This is a genomic window from Gordonia hankookensis (assembly GCF_014673215.1).
Classification (GTDB): domain Bacteria; phylum Actinomycetota; class Actinomycetes; order Mycobacteriales; family Mycobacteriaceae; genus Gordonia; species Gordonia hankookensis.
Genome location: NZ_JACWMS010000001.1, coordinates 538,193 through 554,213 on the forward strand (window position 1 = coordinate 538,193; position 16,021 = coordinate 554,213).

The window sequence follows — 16,021 nt, forward strand, 5'->3', positions numbered from 1 at the left end:
TCACCGACACACCGGGCGATCGGTGCCCTCCGGCGGGAATCTCTCGTGAAGTTCTCGGCGTTCTTCTCTCACGTGACCATCAGTCCCGCTCTCTTCAACCCGCTGACCATCCGCGATCTCGAGATCCCCAACCGCATCTGGCTCGCCCCGATGTGCCAGTACAGTTGCTTCGCCGGTGACGGCGTACCAACCGACTGGCACCTCGTGCACCTGGGCGCCCGGGCGACCGGCGGTTTCGGGCTCGTCCTGAGCGAAGCGGCGGCCGTGACGCCGGACGGACGCATCAGCGCTCAGGACGCGGGGATCTGGAACGACGCCCAGGCCGGGGCGTGGCGACGGATCACCGATTTCGTGCACGCGCAGGGCGCCACGGTCGGCATCCAACTCGCACACGCCGGCCGCAAGGCGTCGGTGTATTCGCCGTTCGCCAAGCAGTCGGGCAGCGTGCCCGCAGCCGAGGGCGGCTGGACCACGGTGGGACCGTCGCCGATCGCCTTCGACGGATTCGCCGAGCCGGTCGCGCTGAGCACCGACCAGATCGCCGGGGTGGTCGATGCGTTCGCCAACGCGGCCCGCCGCGCCGATGCCGCCGGTTTCGACGTTGTCGAGATCCATGCGGCGCACGGCTACCTGCTGCACCAGTTCCTGTCACCGCTGTCGAACGAGCGGAACGACTCGTATGGCGGAAGTTTCGACAACCGCGTCCGAATCGTGCTCGAGGTTGCCGAGGCGGTCCGACAGGCGTGGCCGGAAGGCAAGCCGCTGTTCGTCCGCATCTCCGCCACGGACTGGACCGACGGCGGATGGACTCCCGCCGACAGTGGCCGGCTCGCCCGGTTGCTCGGTGACCGCGGTGTCGACCTCATCGACGTGTCGACCGGCGGCAACGTGCAGGCCGACATCCCGGTGGGGCCCGGGTACCAGGTGGAGTTCGCGCGCTCGGTACACCGTGAGTCCGGGATCGCCACGGCTGCAGTCGGGCTCATCACGCAACCCGATCAGGCCGAGAAGGTCGCGGGCGACGACGACGTCACGGCGGTGTTGCTCGCACGCGCTGCGCTCCGTGAACCCGCCTGGCCGTTACGGGCCGCATACGAACTCGGGGTCTCACATCGCGACGCTCCGTACCCCGCCCAGTACACCCGAGGCGCCTGGCGATAGCGGTCAGCGCGCTCGGACCACGCCGTCGGCGTCGGCGAGCACCTGGGTCTTCAGTACCTTCTTGGCGACCTTGCCGGTCGCGGTCCTGGGCATGTCGGATGTGAGATACAGCGCCTCAGGGCATTTGAAGGTGGCCAGGCGCAGGTCGGCGAAGGCACGCAACTCGGCCAGGTCGGGCGTCGCCCCAGGTCTGGGCACGATGACCGCGCACACCCGCTCCCCCATCGCCCGGTCCGGTATGCCCACCGCGGCGACGTCGAGAACGGCCGGATGCTCGTAGAGAACCGCCTCGACCTCGGCGCAGTAGACGTTCTCGCCGCCCCGGATGATGACGTCCTTCACCCGGTCGACGACGTAGACGAATCCGTCGTCGTCGACGTATCCGAGGTCGCCACTGCGAAACCATCCGTCCACGAACGATTCTGCGGTCGCCTCGGGATTGCGCCAGTACCCCGTGGCGACCTGCGGTGAACGGAAGCACAGCTGGCCGGTCTCCCCGACGCCGAGCGGTTCGCCTGCCGGCCCCTCCACACGCAGGTCTGCGGTCGGGTTGAGGCGGCCGACACTGTCGGGATGGGCCGCATATTCGTCCCCGACGTTGCTCACCATCGCCGACGTCGTCTCGGTGAGCCCGTAGCCGTTCACGATCTGGACCGATTCGCCGAGCACCTCGCGCACCAGTCGTGGCAGCTCGGAGGGGACGTTGGCGGCTCCGCAGGTGAACGACGCCACCAACCCGTTGAACTCCTTCGCGCGGGGGTGCTCGAGAAACTCCCGAGCCATCGCCGGCACCCCACCCAGGCCACTGACCTGTTCTTCGTGGGCCCGCCGGATGAAGTCATCGACATCCCATTTGGGCAGCAGCACAGTCTTGCTGCCGCCCATGGCACTGCCGACGATCGCCGCGATGCCACCGATGTGGAACAGCGGCGCGACCATGATCCCGGCCATCTGACCGGACCGTGGCGGCGACTGGCGGCCGGAGATGAGGACATCGCGGAGCGCCATGAACCCCATGTTCATCACATTGGTGATGATGCCGCGGTGGGTGATCACCACCCCTTTGGGTCGTCCGGTGGTCCCTGACGTGTACAGGATCGCCGCGACATCGTCCGTCTCGACAACGGCGAAGTCGTCGCCGCCCAACGGGTCTCCGTGGATGAGGGCGTCGAACGCGACCTCACCCGGATGGCCCCCGCCGTCGGTGCGGACACCGATGATCGGGACCGACAGCTCACCGAGCGCGGCGAGACGCTCGACCCGTTCGGCATCTGCGATGATCACCGCCGGCTCCGCCTCGGTGATCGCCGAACCGAGCTCCGGACCTTTCCACCACGAGTTCATCGGGACCGCAACGGCTCCGAGCACCACCGACGCCCACCAGCTGGTGACGAACTCGGGGCAGTTCCGCATGACGATGGCGACGCGATCTCCCCGGCGCACACCGAAGTCCCGGGCCAGTCGTGCGGCGAGCGCACCTGCCTGCGCGCGCACCTCGCGGACGGTCAGCCGATTGTCCTCGTGGACGAGATGCGTCGTGTCGTCGTGTGCCCGCATCGCCTCGAAGATCTCGATCAGGGTCCCGGGGATGTTCGCGTACGCGCGAACGGGGTGGCCGTCGATGATCACCTCGGTGGTCTCGAACGGGGCCCCGGGCCCCATCAAGCCGGCGAGCGCAGGGTCATCGGCGTAGTCGGCGGTGAAGGTACCGAAAGTCGGGCTGAGCGTCACGGTGGGCCTCAGACCGCGATGCCGAGGAAATCGAGGACATTGGTACGCATGATCTGATCGACCTCCTGGTCGTCGAACTCGCCGAGTTCGTTCTCGAAGTCGGTTGGTTCACTGAGGCCTTCACCGTGCGGCCAATCCGAACCGAACATGACACGCTCGATCCCGATGAGGTCGGCCAGAGCCCCGATGTCTTCCTCGTAGTACGGCGAGACCCACACGTGCCTGCGCAACGTGTCGAGCGGGTCCTCGACGAATGACCACGGAGTTTGATTGGCCTGCTTACGAAGTCGCTTGAGCAGCAGCGCGAGCCAGTCGGAGCCGTTCTCGATGCTCGCAACACGCAGCGTGGGGTGCCGCTCGAAGACCCCGTCGACGACGAGGGAGGCGACCGTGTCGTGGATGGCGCGGTCGGCGACGACGATGGTGGCGAGGACACTCGGATTGCGGAACGGGACGAAGCGGTCGGGGGCACCCCAGGCCCGCGCGACCGTGCCGTTGTAACCACTGTCGCTGAGGTGGAAGGCGACCCCGACGTCGGCGTCGGCGAGTCGGGCCCAGACCTTGTCGAACACCTTGTCGCCCAACGATCTGCCGGTGCCGTGTCCGGCAGGCACCGGGGCCGGACGGACATAGACAACTCTCACATCACGTTCGACGAGCCGATCGATCTCCCGCACGGCGTCGTCGGGGTCCGCGAACGACAGCATCGGTGCGGCGAAGATGCGGCCCCGATACGCGTACCCCCACTCGTCGTCGAGCCATCGGTTGAAAGCGGTGATACTCGCCATCAAGGCCGGGATGTCATCCTTGAGCGCCTCCTCGACCCCGCAGGCGAGCGTGGGCAGCAGGATGGCGGCCGACATCTCCTGCCGCGCGATCGTGTTGATCCGGACATCACGGTCCTGGTAGGCGGGGTGGAGTGGCTCCACCGCCATCAGACTTCGCGGGTCGACGCCGTCGGGGACCTGACCCCGGAAGAGCAGATCCAGACAACCCGGCACGACGACCGGATCGAAGGTCGGGTTGGGCACGAACTCGAAGAGGGTCCCCCCGGCCAGGAGTTCCGTGTGGGTGCCTCGACTGATCACCTCGATGCCCCGGTGGGTGAACGCGGCGTCCAGATGCCGCGTGAACGCATCGATCGTCTCGTAATAGTGGTTGTCGCAGTCGACCGGCCGGTCGTACGTGACCTCGGTGCCGCTGGTTCGCGCCCGGGAATCGATCCGCAATCTCCCCGCCTCCTCGTGGACTCCGGTCGACATTGCCGACCACACTACGGGTCAGCTTACTGTTGGTCTAACAGTATTTGTCGCCGTATTGACGAACCGAGCCCGGTGACATCACCGGGCCGACAACACGTCGGCCGCGATCACCGGATGCTCAGAGGGCGAACGAGTACCCGCCGTTGACCGGGATCGTCTGTCCGGTGATCCACGAACCCTGATCGCCGGCAAGGAGAACCGCGAGGTGGGCCAGGTCGTCGGCGGTTCCGGGACGGCGGATCTGATAGTTGTGCAACACCGCCTTGGCACGCGGCGAGTCAGGGTCATCCCAGAGCGCCGCGGTGAGCGGCGTACGCATCGTGCCGAGCGCGATGCTGTTCACCGTGATCCCGTGGCGCCCACCCTCCATGGCCATCGATCGCATGAAGCCGGCCGCACCGGCCTTCGACGCGGCGTACACGGCGCTGTTGCGATCGCCGGTGCGTGCCGCGTCGGAGACGATGGTGATGATGCGGCCCCACCCCCGGGCGATCATGTCCGGCATCACCGCGTGCGTGCAGTGCATCACGCCGTAGAGATTGACCTGGATGAACGGCTCCCAGTCGACCGGATCGGTCTCGTGGAAGCGACGACCCACTGTGAACTGGCCTGCACCGGCGTTGCCGGCATTGTTCACCAGGATGTCGATCGTCCCCGACGCGGCGACCGTATCCGCGACGGCATGATGATCGGTCACGTCGAACGCGGCCGCAGTGGCCGCGCCCCCCGCGGATCGGATCTCGTCGACGACGGCATCAGCGCGCTCCCGATCGAGATCATTCACCAGAACCTCGGCCCCTGCCTCGGCGAAGGCAAGGGCCAGCCCTCTGCCCACGCCCTGCCCGGCCCCGGTGATCAGGACCCGTCGACCGTCCAACTGCAGATGTATCGCCACCGTCGACAACATAGTATGGATTTCGGTGGTCGATCAACCTTCGATGTTCGCACCCACCAACGCGATACACGCGGCGACCGCCGGCTCGACGATGGTGTGGAGCGAGCGATTCTCTTCCAGCGCCGAGGCCGCGAGCTCACGGATGCCACCCCAGATCATCACGCCGATCTCGCGGCTCATCGGGGCGATGCCCGCCGCGCGCATCTGCGGATTGTCTGTCAACGGCACCAGTACCTCGATCAGCGACTCCATCGCCTCGACCTGCACCCGCCGCGCCGACTCGCCGAGTGCCGGCAGCTCACGAATCCAGCTCCATGCGATCTCCGGATGTTCGTCGGTCACGGACACGTACACCTCGACGGCCTGCCGGATCTGCGTTCGCCATTCGGCCGCCGGGTCGACCGCACCGGCGATGGCTTTGACCATGCTGTCATTGGTCGTCTGCAACAGGTCGACGAAACACGCTTGCTTGTCACTGAATTCCTGATAGAAGGACCGGCGGGACGTGCGCGCCACCCGCACCACATCGGCCACCGTGGTCGCCCGATATCCGTGCTCCATCAGGCACATGGCCATGGCATCGAGCAGGCGTTGCCGCAGCGGCGACACCCTCTCGCCGCCGGGGCCGGTCGACCCCGTCCCGGCGTGGGCCACCGTCGGGGCCACCTGGGACACAGCTGTATCGGACACCCCCCAACCATACGACGCCGCCCCTTGCGACAACGCGGAACGCGGGCGTACCGTGGTGGCGGTACGCCGCTGTACCAGCCGTCGCCGCCACCGGACACCCGGGAAGGGAACCGCACATGGTCGCCGCACAACCCGTCGGAGGATCCGTCGCCGACTCGATCACCTCGACCGGCCCGTCACCGGTGCTGCCACCGGGACCGCATCTGCCCGCGTTCGTGCAGGGGCTCGGGTTCGTGACGCGGCGCCGACAGACACTCGCCGCGTTCGCCCGTCGGTACGGCCCGGCGTTCACACTCCGAATCCCGTTGTTCGGCAAGGTTGTCGTCATCGCCGATCCGACCATGGCCAAGCAACTGTTCACCACGCCGACCGACCAGGTGGCCAACGTCCGGCCGAATCTGGGCCGCATCCTCGGCGACGGATCGATGTTCGCACTCGAGGGCACCGACCACCGCCGCCGCCGCAAACTCCTCACTCCTCCGCTGCACGGACGGAGAATCAAACAATACGAAGCCGTGGTCGCCGAAGAGTTCGACGCCGAGGCACGGACCTGGCGAATGGGCACCGAGTTCGCCACCCTCGAACCGATGATGCGCGTGACGCTCAACGTCATCCTTCGGACGGTATTCGGCGCAGACGGGCGCGAGCTCGACACCCTGCGCGACATCATCCCGCCGCTGGTGACGGTCGGCTCCCGCCTTGCATCCACCCCCGACATCCCGTTCTCTCTGGGCCGTCTGGATCCACGGCGCAGTTTCGTGACCCGCAGGCAGATCTACGTCGACACCCTCGCGGCGCTGATCACCAAGGCACGCGAGGACCCCCGGCTCCACGAGCGCGACGACATCCTTGCGCTGATGCTGCAGAGCACCTACGACGACGGTTCGTCGATGACCGACGCCGAGATCGGCGACGAGTTGCTCACGCTCCTGGTGGCCGGCCACGAGACCACCGCGACCACGTTGGCCTGGGCAATCGAACGGCTGCAACGCAATCCGGACGTTCTTCGCAGACTGGTCGACGAGGCCGACGAGGGTGGCAGCGAGCTCCGGATGGCCACCATCATGGAGATCCAGCGCAGTCGCCCGGTCATCGATCTGGCCGGCCGCCACGTCGTCACCGATCTCCTCGAGCTCGGCCAGTACCGGATTCCCCAGGGCTACAACGTCCTGGTCGCCATCTCCCTCCTCCATGACGACAGCCGCCAATTCGCCGACCCGGAACGCTTCGATCCCGACCGTTTCGTCGGGAGCCAGCCGGGCCAGGCCTGGCTCCCGTTCGGCGGCGGGACCCGCCGGTGTATCGGCGCGGCATTCGCCCACATGGAGATGGACGTCGTCCTGCGAAGCATGCTGCGGGACTTCGTGATCGAACCGACCGCGAACAACGGCGAGGCGTGGCACAGCCGTGGCGTCGCCTATTCCCCCCGCCGTGGTGGTCGCGTCACTCTCCGGCGCCGCACGACCGCGGTCTAGGCAAGCAGGTCGTCGAGCGCGGCGGCGTCGAGGCCAAGCATCGGCGAGATCCGGCCGATCGGGAACGACGAGACCATCATCAGGATGGCCGGGTCGAGTTCGTCGACGCCCATCGTCGCCGCGATCCGGGAACGGAATTCGGGGCCCGCGACGGGATGATCCAGCACCTCCCCGACCGTCGACGACGGGCCGACCGGTGCGGTTCGTTCGTCGCCGGCCACCTCGACGGCGCCCGACACCCGGATGTCGCGGCTCGAAGCACCGACCTCCACCCGGTAGGTGCCGGCCTCCACGACCCAGTCGCCGGCCACCCGATCCCAATATGCCAGTTCAGATCTCGGTATCCGGAGTCCGAGACGCCGGGACCCTCCCGGTTCGAGGTCGGCGATGCCGACCGCCTTCAGCTCCCGGGGCGGACGGGCGACCACCGAGTCGTCCAGGCCGAGATAGACCTGCGCCACCGCCCGTCCCGCACGGCCGCCCGCATTCGACACCGTGACGTCGAGCTCGAGGCCCGCCTCGGTCGCCCTCACCTCGAGATCGTCGAATTCCATCGTGGTGTAGGACAATCCGTGTCCGAACGGATAGCGCACCGGGAGATCGCGAGCGTCGTACCATCGATACCCGACGAAGATCCCCTCGCCGTAACGCACATGCAGCTGTTCGCCGGGAAAGTCCAGGAAGGACGGACTGTCGGCGAGGCGTACGGGGATCGTCTCCGCCAGTCGCCCGGACGGATCGGCCACGCCATAGAGAATGTCGGCGATCGCTCCGCCACCGGCCTGCCCGAGCAGCCAGCCCTCGAGCACGGCAGGAGCTGCATCGACCTCGGTCAGGTCGACCACACTGCCGTTGGAGAGCACCACGACCGTCCGGGGATTCTCCTCGACGACCCGCCCGAGCAGCTCGAGCTGCGGCGCGGGCAGACGCCAGTCCGTGCGGTCGAAACCCTCGGATTCGTCGTCGTCGCCGAGCCCGAGGAAGACCACCGCGACCTCGGCACGGCGAGCGGCTTCGAGGGCCTCCCGGATCAGGACGTCGTCGGATTCCGTTGCGCCGACCACGAATCCCGGAGCGAACGACACTGCGTCCGGGTCTGCGAGCAATCGCATCTCATCGAGCGCGACGTCGAGGCGGAAGGGATTGATCTTCGAACTCCCGCCGCCCTGGTAACGCGGTGTACGCGCGAACTCGCCGATCACCGCGACCGACGTCGACCGGGCGAGCGGCAGCACCGGACCGAGGCCTTCGACGGCGTCGTTCTTCAGCAGGACCGGACAGCGCCTCGCCACCTCCCGCGCCAGGCTGTGGTGCGCCTCGCGGTCGTAGGGCGTGACATCGGCGCCGTGCTCCGCGGCGGCCAACGCCAGCTCGACCACTCGGCAGGCCGCGGCATCGAGCACCGCCCCGGCCACCTCGCCCCGGTCGACTGCCGCCCGCACCGCGCCCGGCCCGACGTCCCCGCTCGAGGGCATCTCCAGATCGAGTCCGGCACTGAGCGCGGCGACCCGGTCATCGACCGCCATCCAGTCGGAGACCACCAGCCCGTCGAATCCCCATCGCCCACGCAGGGTCTCGGTGAGCAGCCAGGTGTTCTCGGTCGCGTACACCCCGTTGATCTTGTTGTACGACGCCATGATCGTCCACGGCTGTTCGGTACGGACGATGTACTCGAACGCCCGGAGATAGATCTCGTGCAACGGCCGGTCATCCACATCCGCACTGACCCGGAGACGTTCGTGTTCCTGGTTGTTCACCGCGAAGTGTTTGACCGATGTGCCGATTCCGTGATGTTGCACGCCGCGCACGAGGGCGGCACCGATGCGGCCGGTCAGATATGGGTCCTCGGACAGGTACTCGAAGTTCCGCCCGCCCAGCAGGGACCGCTTGATGTTGACACCCGGCCCGAGGATCACCCCGACCCGTTCGGCGATGCACTCGGCGCCGAGCGCATCCCCGACTCGCTCGATCGCGGCGGTATCGAACGATGAGGCCATCGCCACCGCAGGCGGGAAGCACACCGCCGGGACCGAGTCGTTGATGCCGAGGGCGTCGGCATCGCCCGCCTGCTTGCGAATCCCGTGCGGCCCATCGGTGAGCATCAGCGGCTCGACACCGTGGTCGGCGAATCCCACGGTGTGCCAGAACGATGCTCCGGACGTGAGGGCAGCTTTCTGCGCCGTCGAGAGGTCGGCGACGATCTCGACGGCTCGCCGGTGATGGTCACCGGGCCGCGACGGGAAGGGCGTTTGAGTCGGCATGAAGCCAGCCTGCCCGAGGCGATATCTCGATTCAATGTCCCCGCCGAGCGGGTCCCGACACGGGCTGTATAGTGACCCGGGCCACACTCGTGACGAGGAAGGTAGCGCCGATGACGGTTACCGACGAACGCGCGGACGACCCGAACTTCGAGTACGTCAGAACCGATCCCGACCGGCCGCCCGTGGCGATCATCGATCGCTCGCCGATGACGACCGGCAAGAAGATCCTGTTCGCCGTCATCGGGTTGATAGGTGCGGTCTCCTGGGCGATCGTCGCCTTCGTCCGCGGCGAGACCGTGAACGCGGTGTGGTTCGTCCTGGCCGCGGTCTGCACGTACGTCATCGCGTACCGCTTCTACGCCCGGATGATCGAGATGAAGGTCGTCAAGCCACGCGACGATCACGCAACTCCCGCCGAGGTTCTCGACAACGCCCGCGACTACATGCCCACCGACCGGCGCGTGCTGTTCGGACACCACTTCGCGGCGATCGCCGGGGCGGGACCTCTCGTCGGTCCGGTGCTGGCCGCCCAGATGGGTTATCTGCCGGGCACGATCTGGATCATCATCGGCGCGGTGTTCGCCGGCTGTGTACAGGACTATCTGGTCCTGTCCATCTCGACGCGTCGTCGGGGACGGAGCCTGGGCCAGATGGCCCGCGACGAACTCGGCGCCATCGGCGGGACGGCGGCCATCGTCGCCGTGTTCGTCATCATGATCATCTTGATCGCCGTCCTCGCGCTGGTGGTCGTCAACGCGCTGGCCGAGAGTCCGTGGGGCGTGTTCTCGATCGCGATGACCATCCCGATCGCCCTGTTCATGGGTGTCTACCTGCGCTACCTCCGGCCGGGTCGGGTCAGCGAGGTCTCTCTCATCGGCGTCGTGCTGCTGCTGGGCGCGATCGTCGCCGGGCGCTATGTCGGCGAATCATCCTGGGGCAACGACTGGTTCAGTCTCTCGCCGGTCTTCCTGAGCTGGGCCATCATCATCTACGGCGTCGCGGCGGCCGTCCTGCCGGTGTGGTTGCTGCTGGCGCCGCGCGACTATCTGTCCACCTTCATGAAGGTGGGCACCATCGCGCTGCTCGCCCTTGGCATCCTGCTGGTCCGCCCGGTGATGGAGGCGCCTGCGGTCAGTGACTTCGCCTGGAACGGAAAGGGCCCGGCCTTCGCGGGTGCGCTGTTCCCGTTCCTGTTCATCACGATCGCCTGTGGTGCCCTGTCCGGATTCCACTCGCTGATCGCCTCGGGCACCACACCGAAGATGCTGGCGAAAGAGGGCCAGGCCCGGATCATCGGATACGGCGGCATGCTGACCGAATCCTTCGTCGCGATCATGGCGCTGATCACCGCGTGCATCCTCGACCAGCACCTCTATTTCGCGATGAACGCCCCGAAGTCGGTCACCGGCGGCACCGCCGAAGGGGCCGCGGACTACGTCAACGGCCTCGGCCTGGGTGGCACACCGGCGACCGCCGAGCATCTCCAGCAGGCCGCCGATGGCGTCGGCGAGTCGTCGATCGTGTCCAAGACCGGTGGCGCGCCGACGCTCGCGATGGGTATGGCCGACACCCTCCAGGACGCGATCGGCGGCGAATCGCTGCGGTCGTTCTGGTATCACTTCGCGATCATGTTCGAGGCCCTGTTCATCCTGACGACAGTCGATGCCGGCACGCGGGTCGCGCGATTCATGCTCTCCGACGGCATCGGGAACCTGCCCGGCGCAAAGCGATTCAAGGATCCGTCGTGGCGACCCGGTGCGTGGCTGTGCACGCTCATCGTCTGCGCGCTCTGGGGATCGATCCTCCTGATGGGTGTCACCGACCCGCTCGGCGGCATCAACACGCTGTTCCCGCTGTTCGGCATCGCCAACCAATTGCTCGCGGCGGTCGCGCTCACAGTGGTCACGGTCGTCCTGTTCAAACGAGGCCAGGTCAAGTGGGCGTGGATCCCGGGAGTGCCGCTGATCTGGGATCTGGTCGTCACGATGTCCGCGTCGTGGCAGAAGATCTTCTCCGACAACCCCTCCATCGGGTACTGGTCACAGCACAAGGCGTTCGTCGATGCCAAGGACCAGGGGCTGACGACGTTCAAGACGGCGAAATCCGCGGACGAGATCGACGCGGTCATCCGGAACACCTTCATCCAGGGCACGCTGTCGATCATCTTCGCCGTCCTGGTGTTGATCGTCGCCGTCGTCGGCGCCTACATCTGCTTCCGGGCGCTGCGGCTGGGTGGCATGCCGACCACCGAGGAGGAACCGGTGCCGTCGACGATCTTCGGTCCACGCGGACTGATCACGACACCCACCGAGAAACGGGTCCAGCGGGAATGGGACGAGTACCTCGCGGCCCATCCGGCGACGGAGTCACCGTCGAGTGGGTCACCGTCGAGCGGGTCACCGTCGAGCGAGACGAGATCGCCATGATCGACACCGTCCGCCGCGGCTGGCACGCCGTCAGTTGGTACGTCGGCAGCGTGATGGGTGACCGCGACTATGCGCGCTATCTCGAACACGCCGCACGCACTCATCCGGATCGGCCTCCACTCTCCGAGAGGGAATACTGGCGGCGCCGGTACGCCGAACAAGACCGCAATCCCGGCGCCCGCTGCTGCTGACGGGTAGCTGACACCGGACAGGCTCCGTGTGGTTGATCCGTTCCCGGGGCGGGTAGTACTGGATTCATGGATCATCCCGAACAGACCGTCGGCGACGCGGGCCGTCGCGACGTGGCCGACCGTGCCGACGCCGACTCATGGTCGGTGCGGATCGTCGCCGATCCAGGTCCGCCGACTGCCACCGTCGACCGTATCCGCACACGGCTGGACAAACGCCTCAGTGAGGCCGCGGGGATCGGGTCACTGACGGCTGACACCGAGACTCTCGCGCTGAATCCGGATGGCGGGCTCCTCATCCCCGAGCGGGGACACGCCCTACACGACGATGCGTCGGTGGTCGTGGTGATCACCGAGTTCCCGCGCACGGACCGCCGACGAGGTTTGATCGCCGAGGTCGACCACCGGCAGTCCACAGTCGTCGTGTCTCTACCGGCGCTCGGTCTCGCCACACATCGCCTGTTGCCCGTCCTCGTTGCCGCGGTCACCCGCATTCGCACACCTGCCGAGTCGAAAGCGCCTCACGGCACTCGTTGGCAGCCCGGCGAACGGGATGACATCGAATTCCTCGCCGGCAGAAGGTTGTTGAGCCGCACCAGGATGGTGGCCGGAATGGTCCGCGGCAATCGTCCGTGGCGGCTCATCCCGACACTGACCGGACTGATGGCCGCGGCCGCCGCCACTGCCAGTTTCGGCGTCTTCTACTCGTCGATATGGGCGATGGCCAACGCACTCAGCCCCTGGCGGTTGGCCGGCCTTTCCGTGCTCTCCGTTGTCGTGATGACGGTCTGGCTGATCGCCAACAACAGATTGTGGGAACGCGGTGGCTCCTTGCCGTCTGCACGCGCCCGGCTCTACAACGCGGCGACCGCGACGACGGTGCTGCTCAACGCCGCAGTGCTGTATGTCGGCCTGTTCGTCGCCACGGCGTGTGCGGCACTCGCCGTGATCGACTCCGGCTTCCTGGCACAGGAGCTGGGCCGCCCCAGCGCCTCATATCGCGATTACGGGTATCTGGCCTGGCTGGCCACCTCCATGGGTACGGTCGCCGGCGCGGTCGGATCCAGCGCCGACAGCTACGAGGACATCCTCTCCGCGACCTACGGATATCGCGAACGCGGCCGAAGGAGAGCCGAGGATGACCACGAACGCCGGATCGAGGCTTCGCGCGAGACGACCAGAGATGAGCAGGAAACATGACCGCGAAGCCGCAACAGATCGCCACCACACTCCTCGAGCGTGCCGGTCGCACCTACGCCGACGAGGCCGGCATCACCCTGAGGGACAAACCGGCTCCACTGTTCCAAGTCCTCGTCCTCTCCCTCCTGCTCAGCTCCCGCATCTCCGCCGACATCGCCGTCGCGGCAGCGCGTGAACTCTTCGCCGCCGGCTACCGCACGCCTGAGAAGATGGCCGGCGCACCCTGGCAGTCACTCGTCGACGCCTTGGGACGCGGCCGCTACGTGCGCTACGACGAGAGCACGGCCACCCGGCTCGGCCAAGCGGGCCAGAAAGTCCTCGATGATCACCACGGTGATCTGCGTGTGCTGGCGAAGAAGGCGGACGGCGACGTCGCTCGGGCCGACGCGCTGTTGCAGGAGTTCACCGGGATCGGCCCGGTCGGCGCGGACATCTTCCTGCGCGAGGTTCAGGCGGTCTGGGAGTGGGCCGCCCCCTATTTCGACAAGCGAGCGCTCACGGCGGCGGCAGACCTCGGTCTGCCCGGCGATCCCGCCGAATTGGGCCGGCTCGCCGACGGCCGCCCGGCAGTCCTCGCGGCCGCCCTCGTGCGGGCATCCCTCGACGACGATCTCCGCACGGATCTGGGCTGACCCCAGAGCCACATTTCGGCCGAAATGCTGTGACGCACCACACAGTTCAAGTGTGTTCTTCGTCACCGTGGATTTGATTGCGGAAAGTGATTGTCGGTCACCAAAACGCCGCGATGCGCAGGGAATTCACAGGAATCCCTGCCGTGTTATCTGAGCGTTATCGAAATGCCGCAGGTCATCGTGTCGGCGTGACCTATCCGTTACCGGTCTTGTACGGTCGCCACCGGTCCGAAGATCAGCTGCCCAGCCCGCTATGGGGCGGCGATAGGAGGAACGATGACCATGAGCATGAAGAAGCTCGCAGTGCGCGCCGGAATCGTCGGTGCGCTGTCCCTGGCCCCACTCGCCGCCTTCGCCGGTAACGCTTCGGCAGCCGGCAACTGGGACGCTGTCGCCCAGTGCGAGAGCGGTGGCAACTGGTCCACCGACACCGGCAACGGCTACTACGGCGGCCTGCAGTTCTCGCAGAGCACCTGGGAGGCCAACGGTGGGTCCGGTAGCCCGGCCAACGCCTCGAAGGCCGAGCAGATCCGCGTGGCCGAGAATGTCCTCGCCTCGCAGGGTCCGGGCGCGTGGCCCGTGTGCGGCTCCAACCTCTGACCTCAGAGCAGAGCTGAACGTCTGACCCGTGAGCCGGGTCGAGGAGTGTCGATGTCGACACCTCTCGGCCCGGTTCACGTCGTCACGTCACTCCGATGCCGGGCTCCGATGAGCCGTGCCACCATCGGGAAGAGCAGGACCGTCGTCGCGCCTGCGGCGACCAGGGTCGACGCCACCCCGATCGACATCAGATCCGACGCCGTCGCAACCTGTGTCACCGCGACGATGATCGGCAGTCCCGTCGCGGCGTAGAGCGCCAGCTGTGCACGCTCATGGCCGAATTCGAGATTCGCCCCGTGCTCGATGTATCGCTCGCTCAGCCACACCGGTAGCCCTCGGGCGACCGCGATCGCTGCGACCAGGGCTGCCCACATACCCGGGTGTCCGAGAACCGCGGTCACGTCGATACCCATCCCCGACGTCACGAAGAAGACCGGGATGAAGACGCCGAACCCGATGACCTCGAGAGACTTCCCCACTTCTTGCTGTTCGGGCCCGATCAGGCGCCGCAAGATCAGGCCGGCCGCGAACGCACCGAGCACAACGTCGAGATCGAACACGGCCGCCACCGTCATCAGTGACACGAGCAGCAGGATGACGATCCGCACCGGCAACTGAATGGTGCCGCCGCGCATGACGGTCACGGCCCGTCGCACGCCTGGCACACGCGTGATGAGCCGTTGCGGCACAGCGCCGATGATCACCGCGGCAACGCCGAAGAGCACCAGCACCACCAGAGCTCCCACCAGGTCTCGGCTGGTCAGCAGGAGCGACATCGCCAGGATCGGCCCCAACTCCCCCACGGCACCGTGCGCCATCACCGAGCGCCCCAGTGGTGTGTCGAGAACACCGGCCTCCCGGATGATCGGCAGCAGAGTGCCGAGCGCAGTGGAGGTGAGGGCGATGGCCACGGCGATGTGGGTGGAGAAGCCCTCGCCCGGAACCGTCAGCGTGACGACGACCAGCGCGGACCCCAGGCCGATCAACCAGGTCAACCGGGCAACGCGCCCCGATTTGCCGCTCAGCAATTGCGGATCCAGCTCGTAGCCGGCCAGCAGGAAGAGCAGTCCGAGACCCATCTGGCTCAAGATCGCGACACTGTCGTTGTCGGCCCAGCCCAGCATGTTCGGTCCGACGACCATGCCCGCGATCAGCAGCACCACCGCATCGGGCACATAGCCCCGAGTGACCCGGGAGATCAGTGGCGAGGCCACCGCAGCTGCCGCGATCCAGAAGAGCGATTCGATCGCCGTCGTGTCCATCTCGGACGACGCCTCGGCCAGCAGCATCATGTGGAACATCCTGGCACAGCGCGGTTCGGGACCGATCCCGTCATGTGCGAGCCGATCGGGGACTCGACCAATCCGCTCACGAGCACCACGCGAATGCTCGATAGAAGGACCACTTCTCGACGACAAGCCGGAGGTTAGAACGCATGAGCAATCGCACACGAGGCCGTCACCGCGCACCGAACCAGCACCGCCGCATGGCAACATTCGT

At 67.0% G+C, this 16,021-nt stretch carries 13 protein-coding genes; 7 read left to right on the forward strand and 6 right to left on the reverse strand.

Annotated elements, in window-relative coordinates; genetic code table 11:
• The first annotated feature begins 45 nt into the window (after positions 1-45).
• Positions 46-1,161: an NADH:flavin oxidoreductase/NADH oxidase gene (locus IDF66_RS02525; RefSeq protein ID WP_317628559.1), complete on the forward strand. Its 1,116-nt coding sequence runs from the start codon at positions 46-48 to the stop codon at positions 1,159-1,161.
• Between the two features lie 3 nt (positions 1,162-1,164).
• Here the strand turns inward: IDF66_RS02525 and IDF66_RS02530 are convergent, their stop codons facing one another.
• The 4 genes from IDF66_RS02530 to IDF66_RS02545 all read right to left on the reverse strand — a co-directional run bounded on the left by IDF66_RS02530 (position 1,165) and on the right by IDF66_RS02545 (position 5,739).
• Positions 1,165-2,892, reverse strand: a complete 1,728-nt coding sequence (locus IDF66_RS02530; RefSeq protein WP_317628560.1) for a class I adenylate-forming enzyme family protein — start codon at positions 2,890-2,892, stop codon at positions 1,165-1,167.
• 8 nt (positions 2,893-2,900) lie between these two features.
• Positions 2,901-4,154, reverse strand: coding sequence for an amidohydrolase family protein (locus IDF66_RS02535; protein ID WP_190265610.1), 1,254 nt, complete (start codon positions 4,152-4,154; stop codon positions 2,901-2,903).
• A 118-nt stretch (positions 4,155-4,272) separates the two neighbouring features.
• Positions 4,273-5,049: an SDR family NAD(P)-dependent oxidoreductase gene (locus IDF66_RS02540; RefSeq protein WP_190265611.1), complete on the reverse strand. Its 777-nt coding sequence runs from the start codon at positions 5,047-5,049 to the stop codon at positions 4,273-4,275.
• A 33-nt stretch (positions 5,050-5,082) separates the two neighbouring features.
• Complete coding sequence (locus tag IDF66_RS02545) at positions 5,083-5,739, reverse strand: TetR/AcrR family transcriptional regulator (protein WP_317628562.1); 657 nt, start codon at positions 5,737-5,739, stop codon at positions 5,083-5,085.
• A gap of 116 nt (positions 5,740-5,855) precedes the next feature.
• Here IDF66_RS02545 and IDF66_RS02550 point away from each other — a divergent pair, with 116 nt between their 5' ends.
• Complete coding sequence (locus IDF66_RS02550) at positions 5,856-7,214, forward strand: cytochrome P450 (RefSeq protein ID WP_190265612.1); 1,359 nt, start codon at positions 5,856-5,858, stop codon at positions 7,212-7,214.
• Here the strand turns inward: IDF66_RS02550 and IDF66_RS02555 are convergent.
• Positions 7,211-9,475, reverse strand: coding sequence for a glycoside hydrolase family 3 C-terminal domain-containing protein (locus IDF66_RS02555; RefSeq protein WP_190265613.1), 2,265 nt, complete (start codon positions 9,473-9,475; stop codon positions 7,211-7,213). The genes IDF66_RS02550 and IDF66_RS02555 overlap by 4 nt on opposite strands.
• 110 nt (positions 9,476-9,585) lie before the next feature.
• On the opposite strand from IDF66_RS02555, the gene IDF66_RS02560 reads away from it, so the two are divergent.
• The 5 genes from IDF66_RS02560 to IDF66_RS02580 all read left to right on the forward strand — a co-directional run bounded on the left by IDF66_RS02560 (position 9,586) and on the right by IDF66_RS02580 (position 14,521).
• Positions 9,586-11,901 (forward strand): carbon starvation CstA family protein, encoded by a 2,316-nt coding sequence (locus tag IDF66_RS02560; RefSeq protein WP_190265614.1) that lies wholly within the window; start codon positions 9,586-9,588, stop codon positions 11,899-11,901.
• Positions 11,898-12,092: a YbdD/YjiX family protein gene (locus IDF66_RS02565; protein ID WP_190265615.1), complete on the forward strand. Its 195-nt coding sequence runs from the start codon at positions 11,898-11,900 to the stop codon at positions 12,090-12,092. The genes IDF66_RS02560 and IDF66_RS02565 overlap by 4 nt, the downstream gene beginning before the upstream one ends.
• A 66-nt stretch (positions 12,093-12,158) precedes the next feature.
• Complete coding sequence (locus tag IDF66_RS02570; RefSeq protein ID WP_190265616.1) at positions 12,159-13,289, forward strand: hypothetical protein; 1,131 nt, start codon at positions 12,159-12,161, stop codon at positions 13,287-13,289.
• Positions 13,286-13,921, forward strand: coding sequence for an HhH-GDP family DNA glycosylase (locus tag IDF66_RS02575; protein ID WP_190265617.1), 636 nt, complete (start codon positions 13,286-13,288; stop codon positions 13,919-13,921). The genes IDF66_RS02570 and IDF66_RS02575 overlap by 4 nt, the downstream gene beginning before the upstream one ends.
• Positions 13,922-14,197: 276 nt before the next feature.
• Positions 14,198-14,521, forward strand: a complete 324-nt coding sequence (locus IDF66_RS02580) for a transglycosylase family protein (protein WP_164308955.1) — start codon at positions 14,198-14,200, stop codon at positions 14,519-14,521.
• A gap of 74 nt (positions 14,522-14,595) precedes the next feature.
• On the opposite strand, the gene IDF66_RS02585 is transcribed toward IDF66_RS02580, so the two are convergent.
• A complete protein-coding gene (locus tag IDF66_RS02585; protein ID WP_190266276.1) occupies positions 14,596-15,810 on the reverse strand; it encodes a cation:proton antiporter in 1,215 nt (404 codons plus the stop codon).
• Positions 15,811-16,021: the final 211 nt, after the last annotated feature.

Bases quoted from the DNA above. Each gene is read 5' to 3' on its own strand.
- IDF66_RS02535 (WP_190265610.1), bottom strand. From the start codon at position 4,154: ATGTCGACCGGAGTCCACGAGGAGGCGGGGAGATTGCGGATCGATTCC.
- IDF66_RS02550 (WP_190265612.1), top strand. From the start codon at position 5,856: ATGGTCGCCGCACAACCCGTCGGAGGATCCGTCGCCGACTCGATCACC.
- IDF66_RS02555 (WP_190265613.1), bottom strand. From the start codon at position 9,475: ATGCCGACTCAAACGCCCTTCCCGTCGCGGCCCGGTGACCATCACCGG.
- IDF66_RS02560 (WP_190265614.1), top strand. From the start codon at position 9,586: ATGACGGTTACCGACGAACGCGCGGACGACCCGAACTTCGAGTACGTC.
- IDF66_RS02565 (WP_190265615.1), top strand. From the start codon at position 11,898: ATGATCGACACCGTCCGCCGCGGCTGGCACGCCGTCAGTTGGTACGTC.
- IDF66_RS02570 (WP_190265616.1), top strand. From the start codon at position 12,159: ATGGATCATCCCGAACAGACCGTCGGCGACGCGGGCCGTCGCGACGTG.
- IDF66_RS02575 (WP_190265617.1), top strand. From the start codon at position 13,286: ATGACCGCGAAGCCGCAACAGATCGCCACCACACTCCTCGAGCGTGCC.
- IDF66_RS02580 (WP_164308955.1), top strand. From the start codon at position 14,198: ATGACCATGAGCATGAAGAAGCTCGCAGTGCGCGCCGGAATCGTCGGT.
- IDF66_RS02585 (WP_190266276.1), bottom strand. From the start codon at position 15,810: ATGCTGCTGGCCGAGGCGTCGTCCGAGATGGACACGACGGCGATCGAA.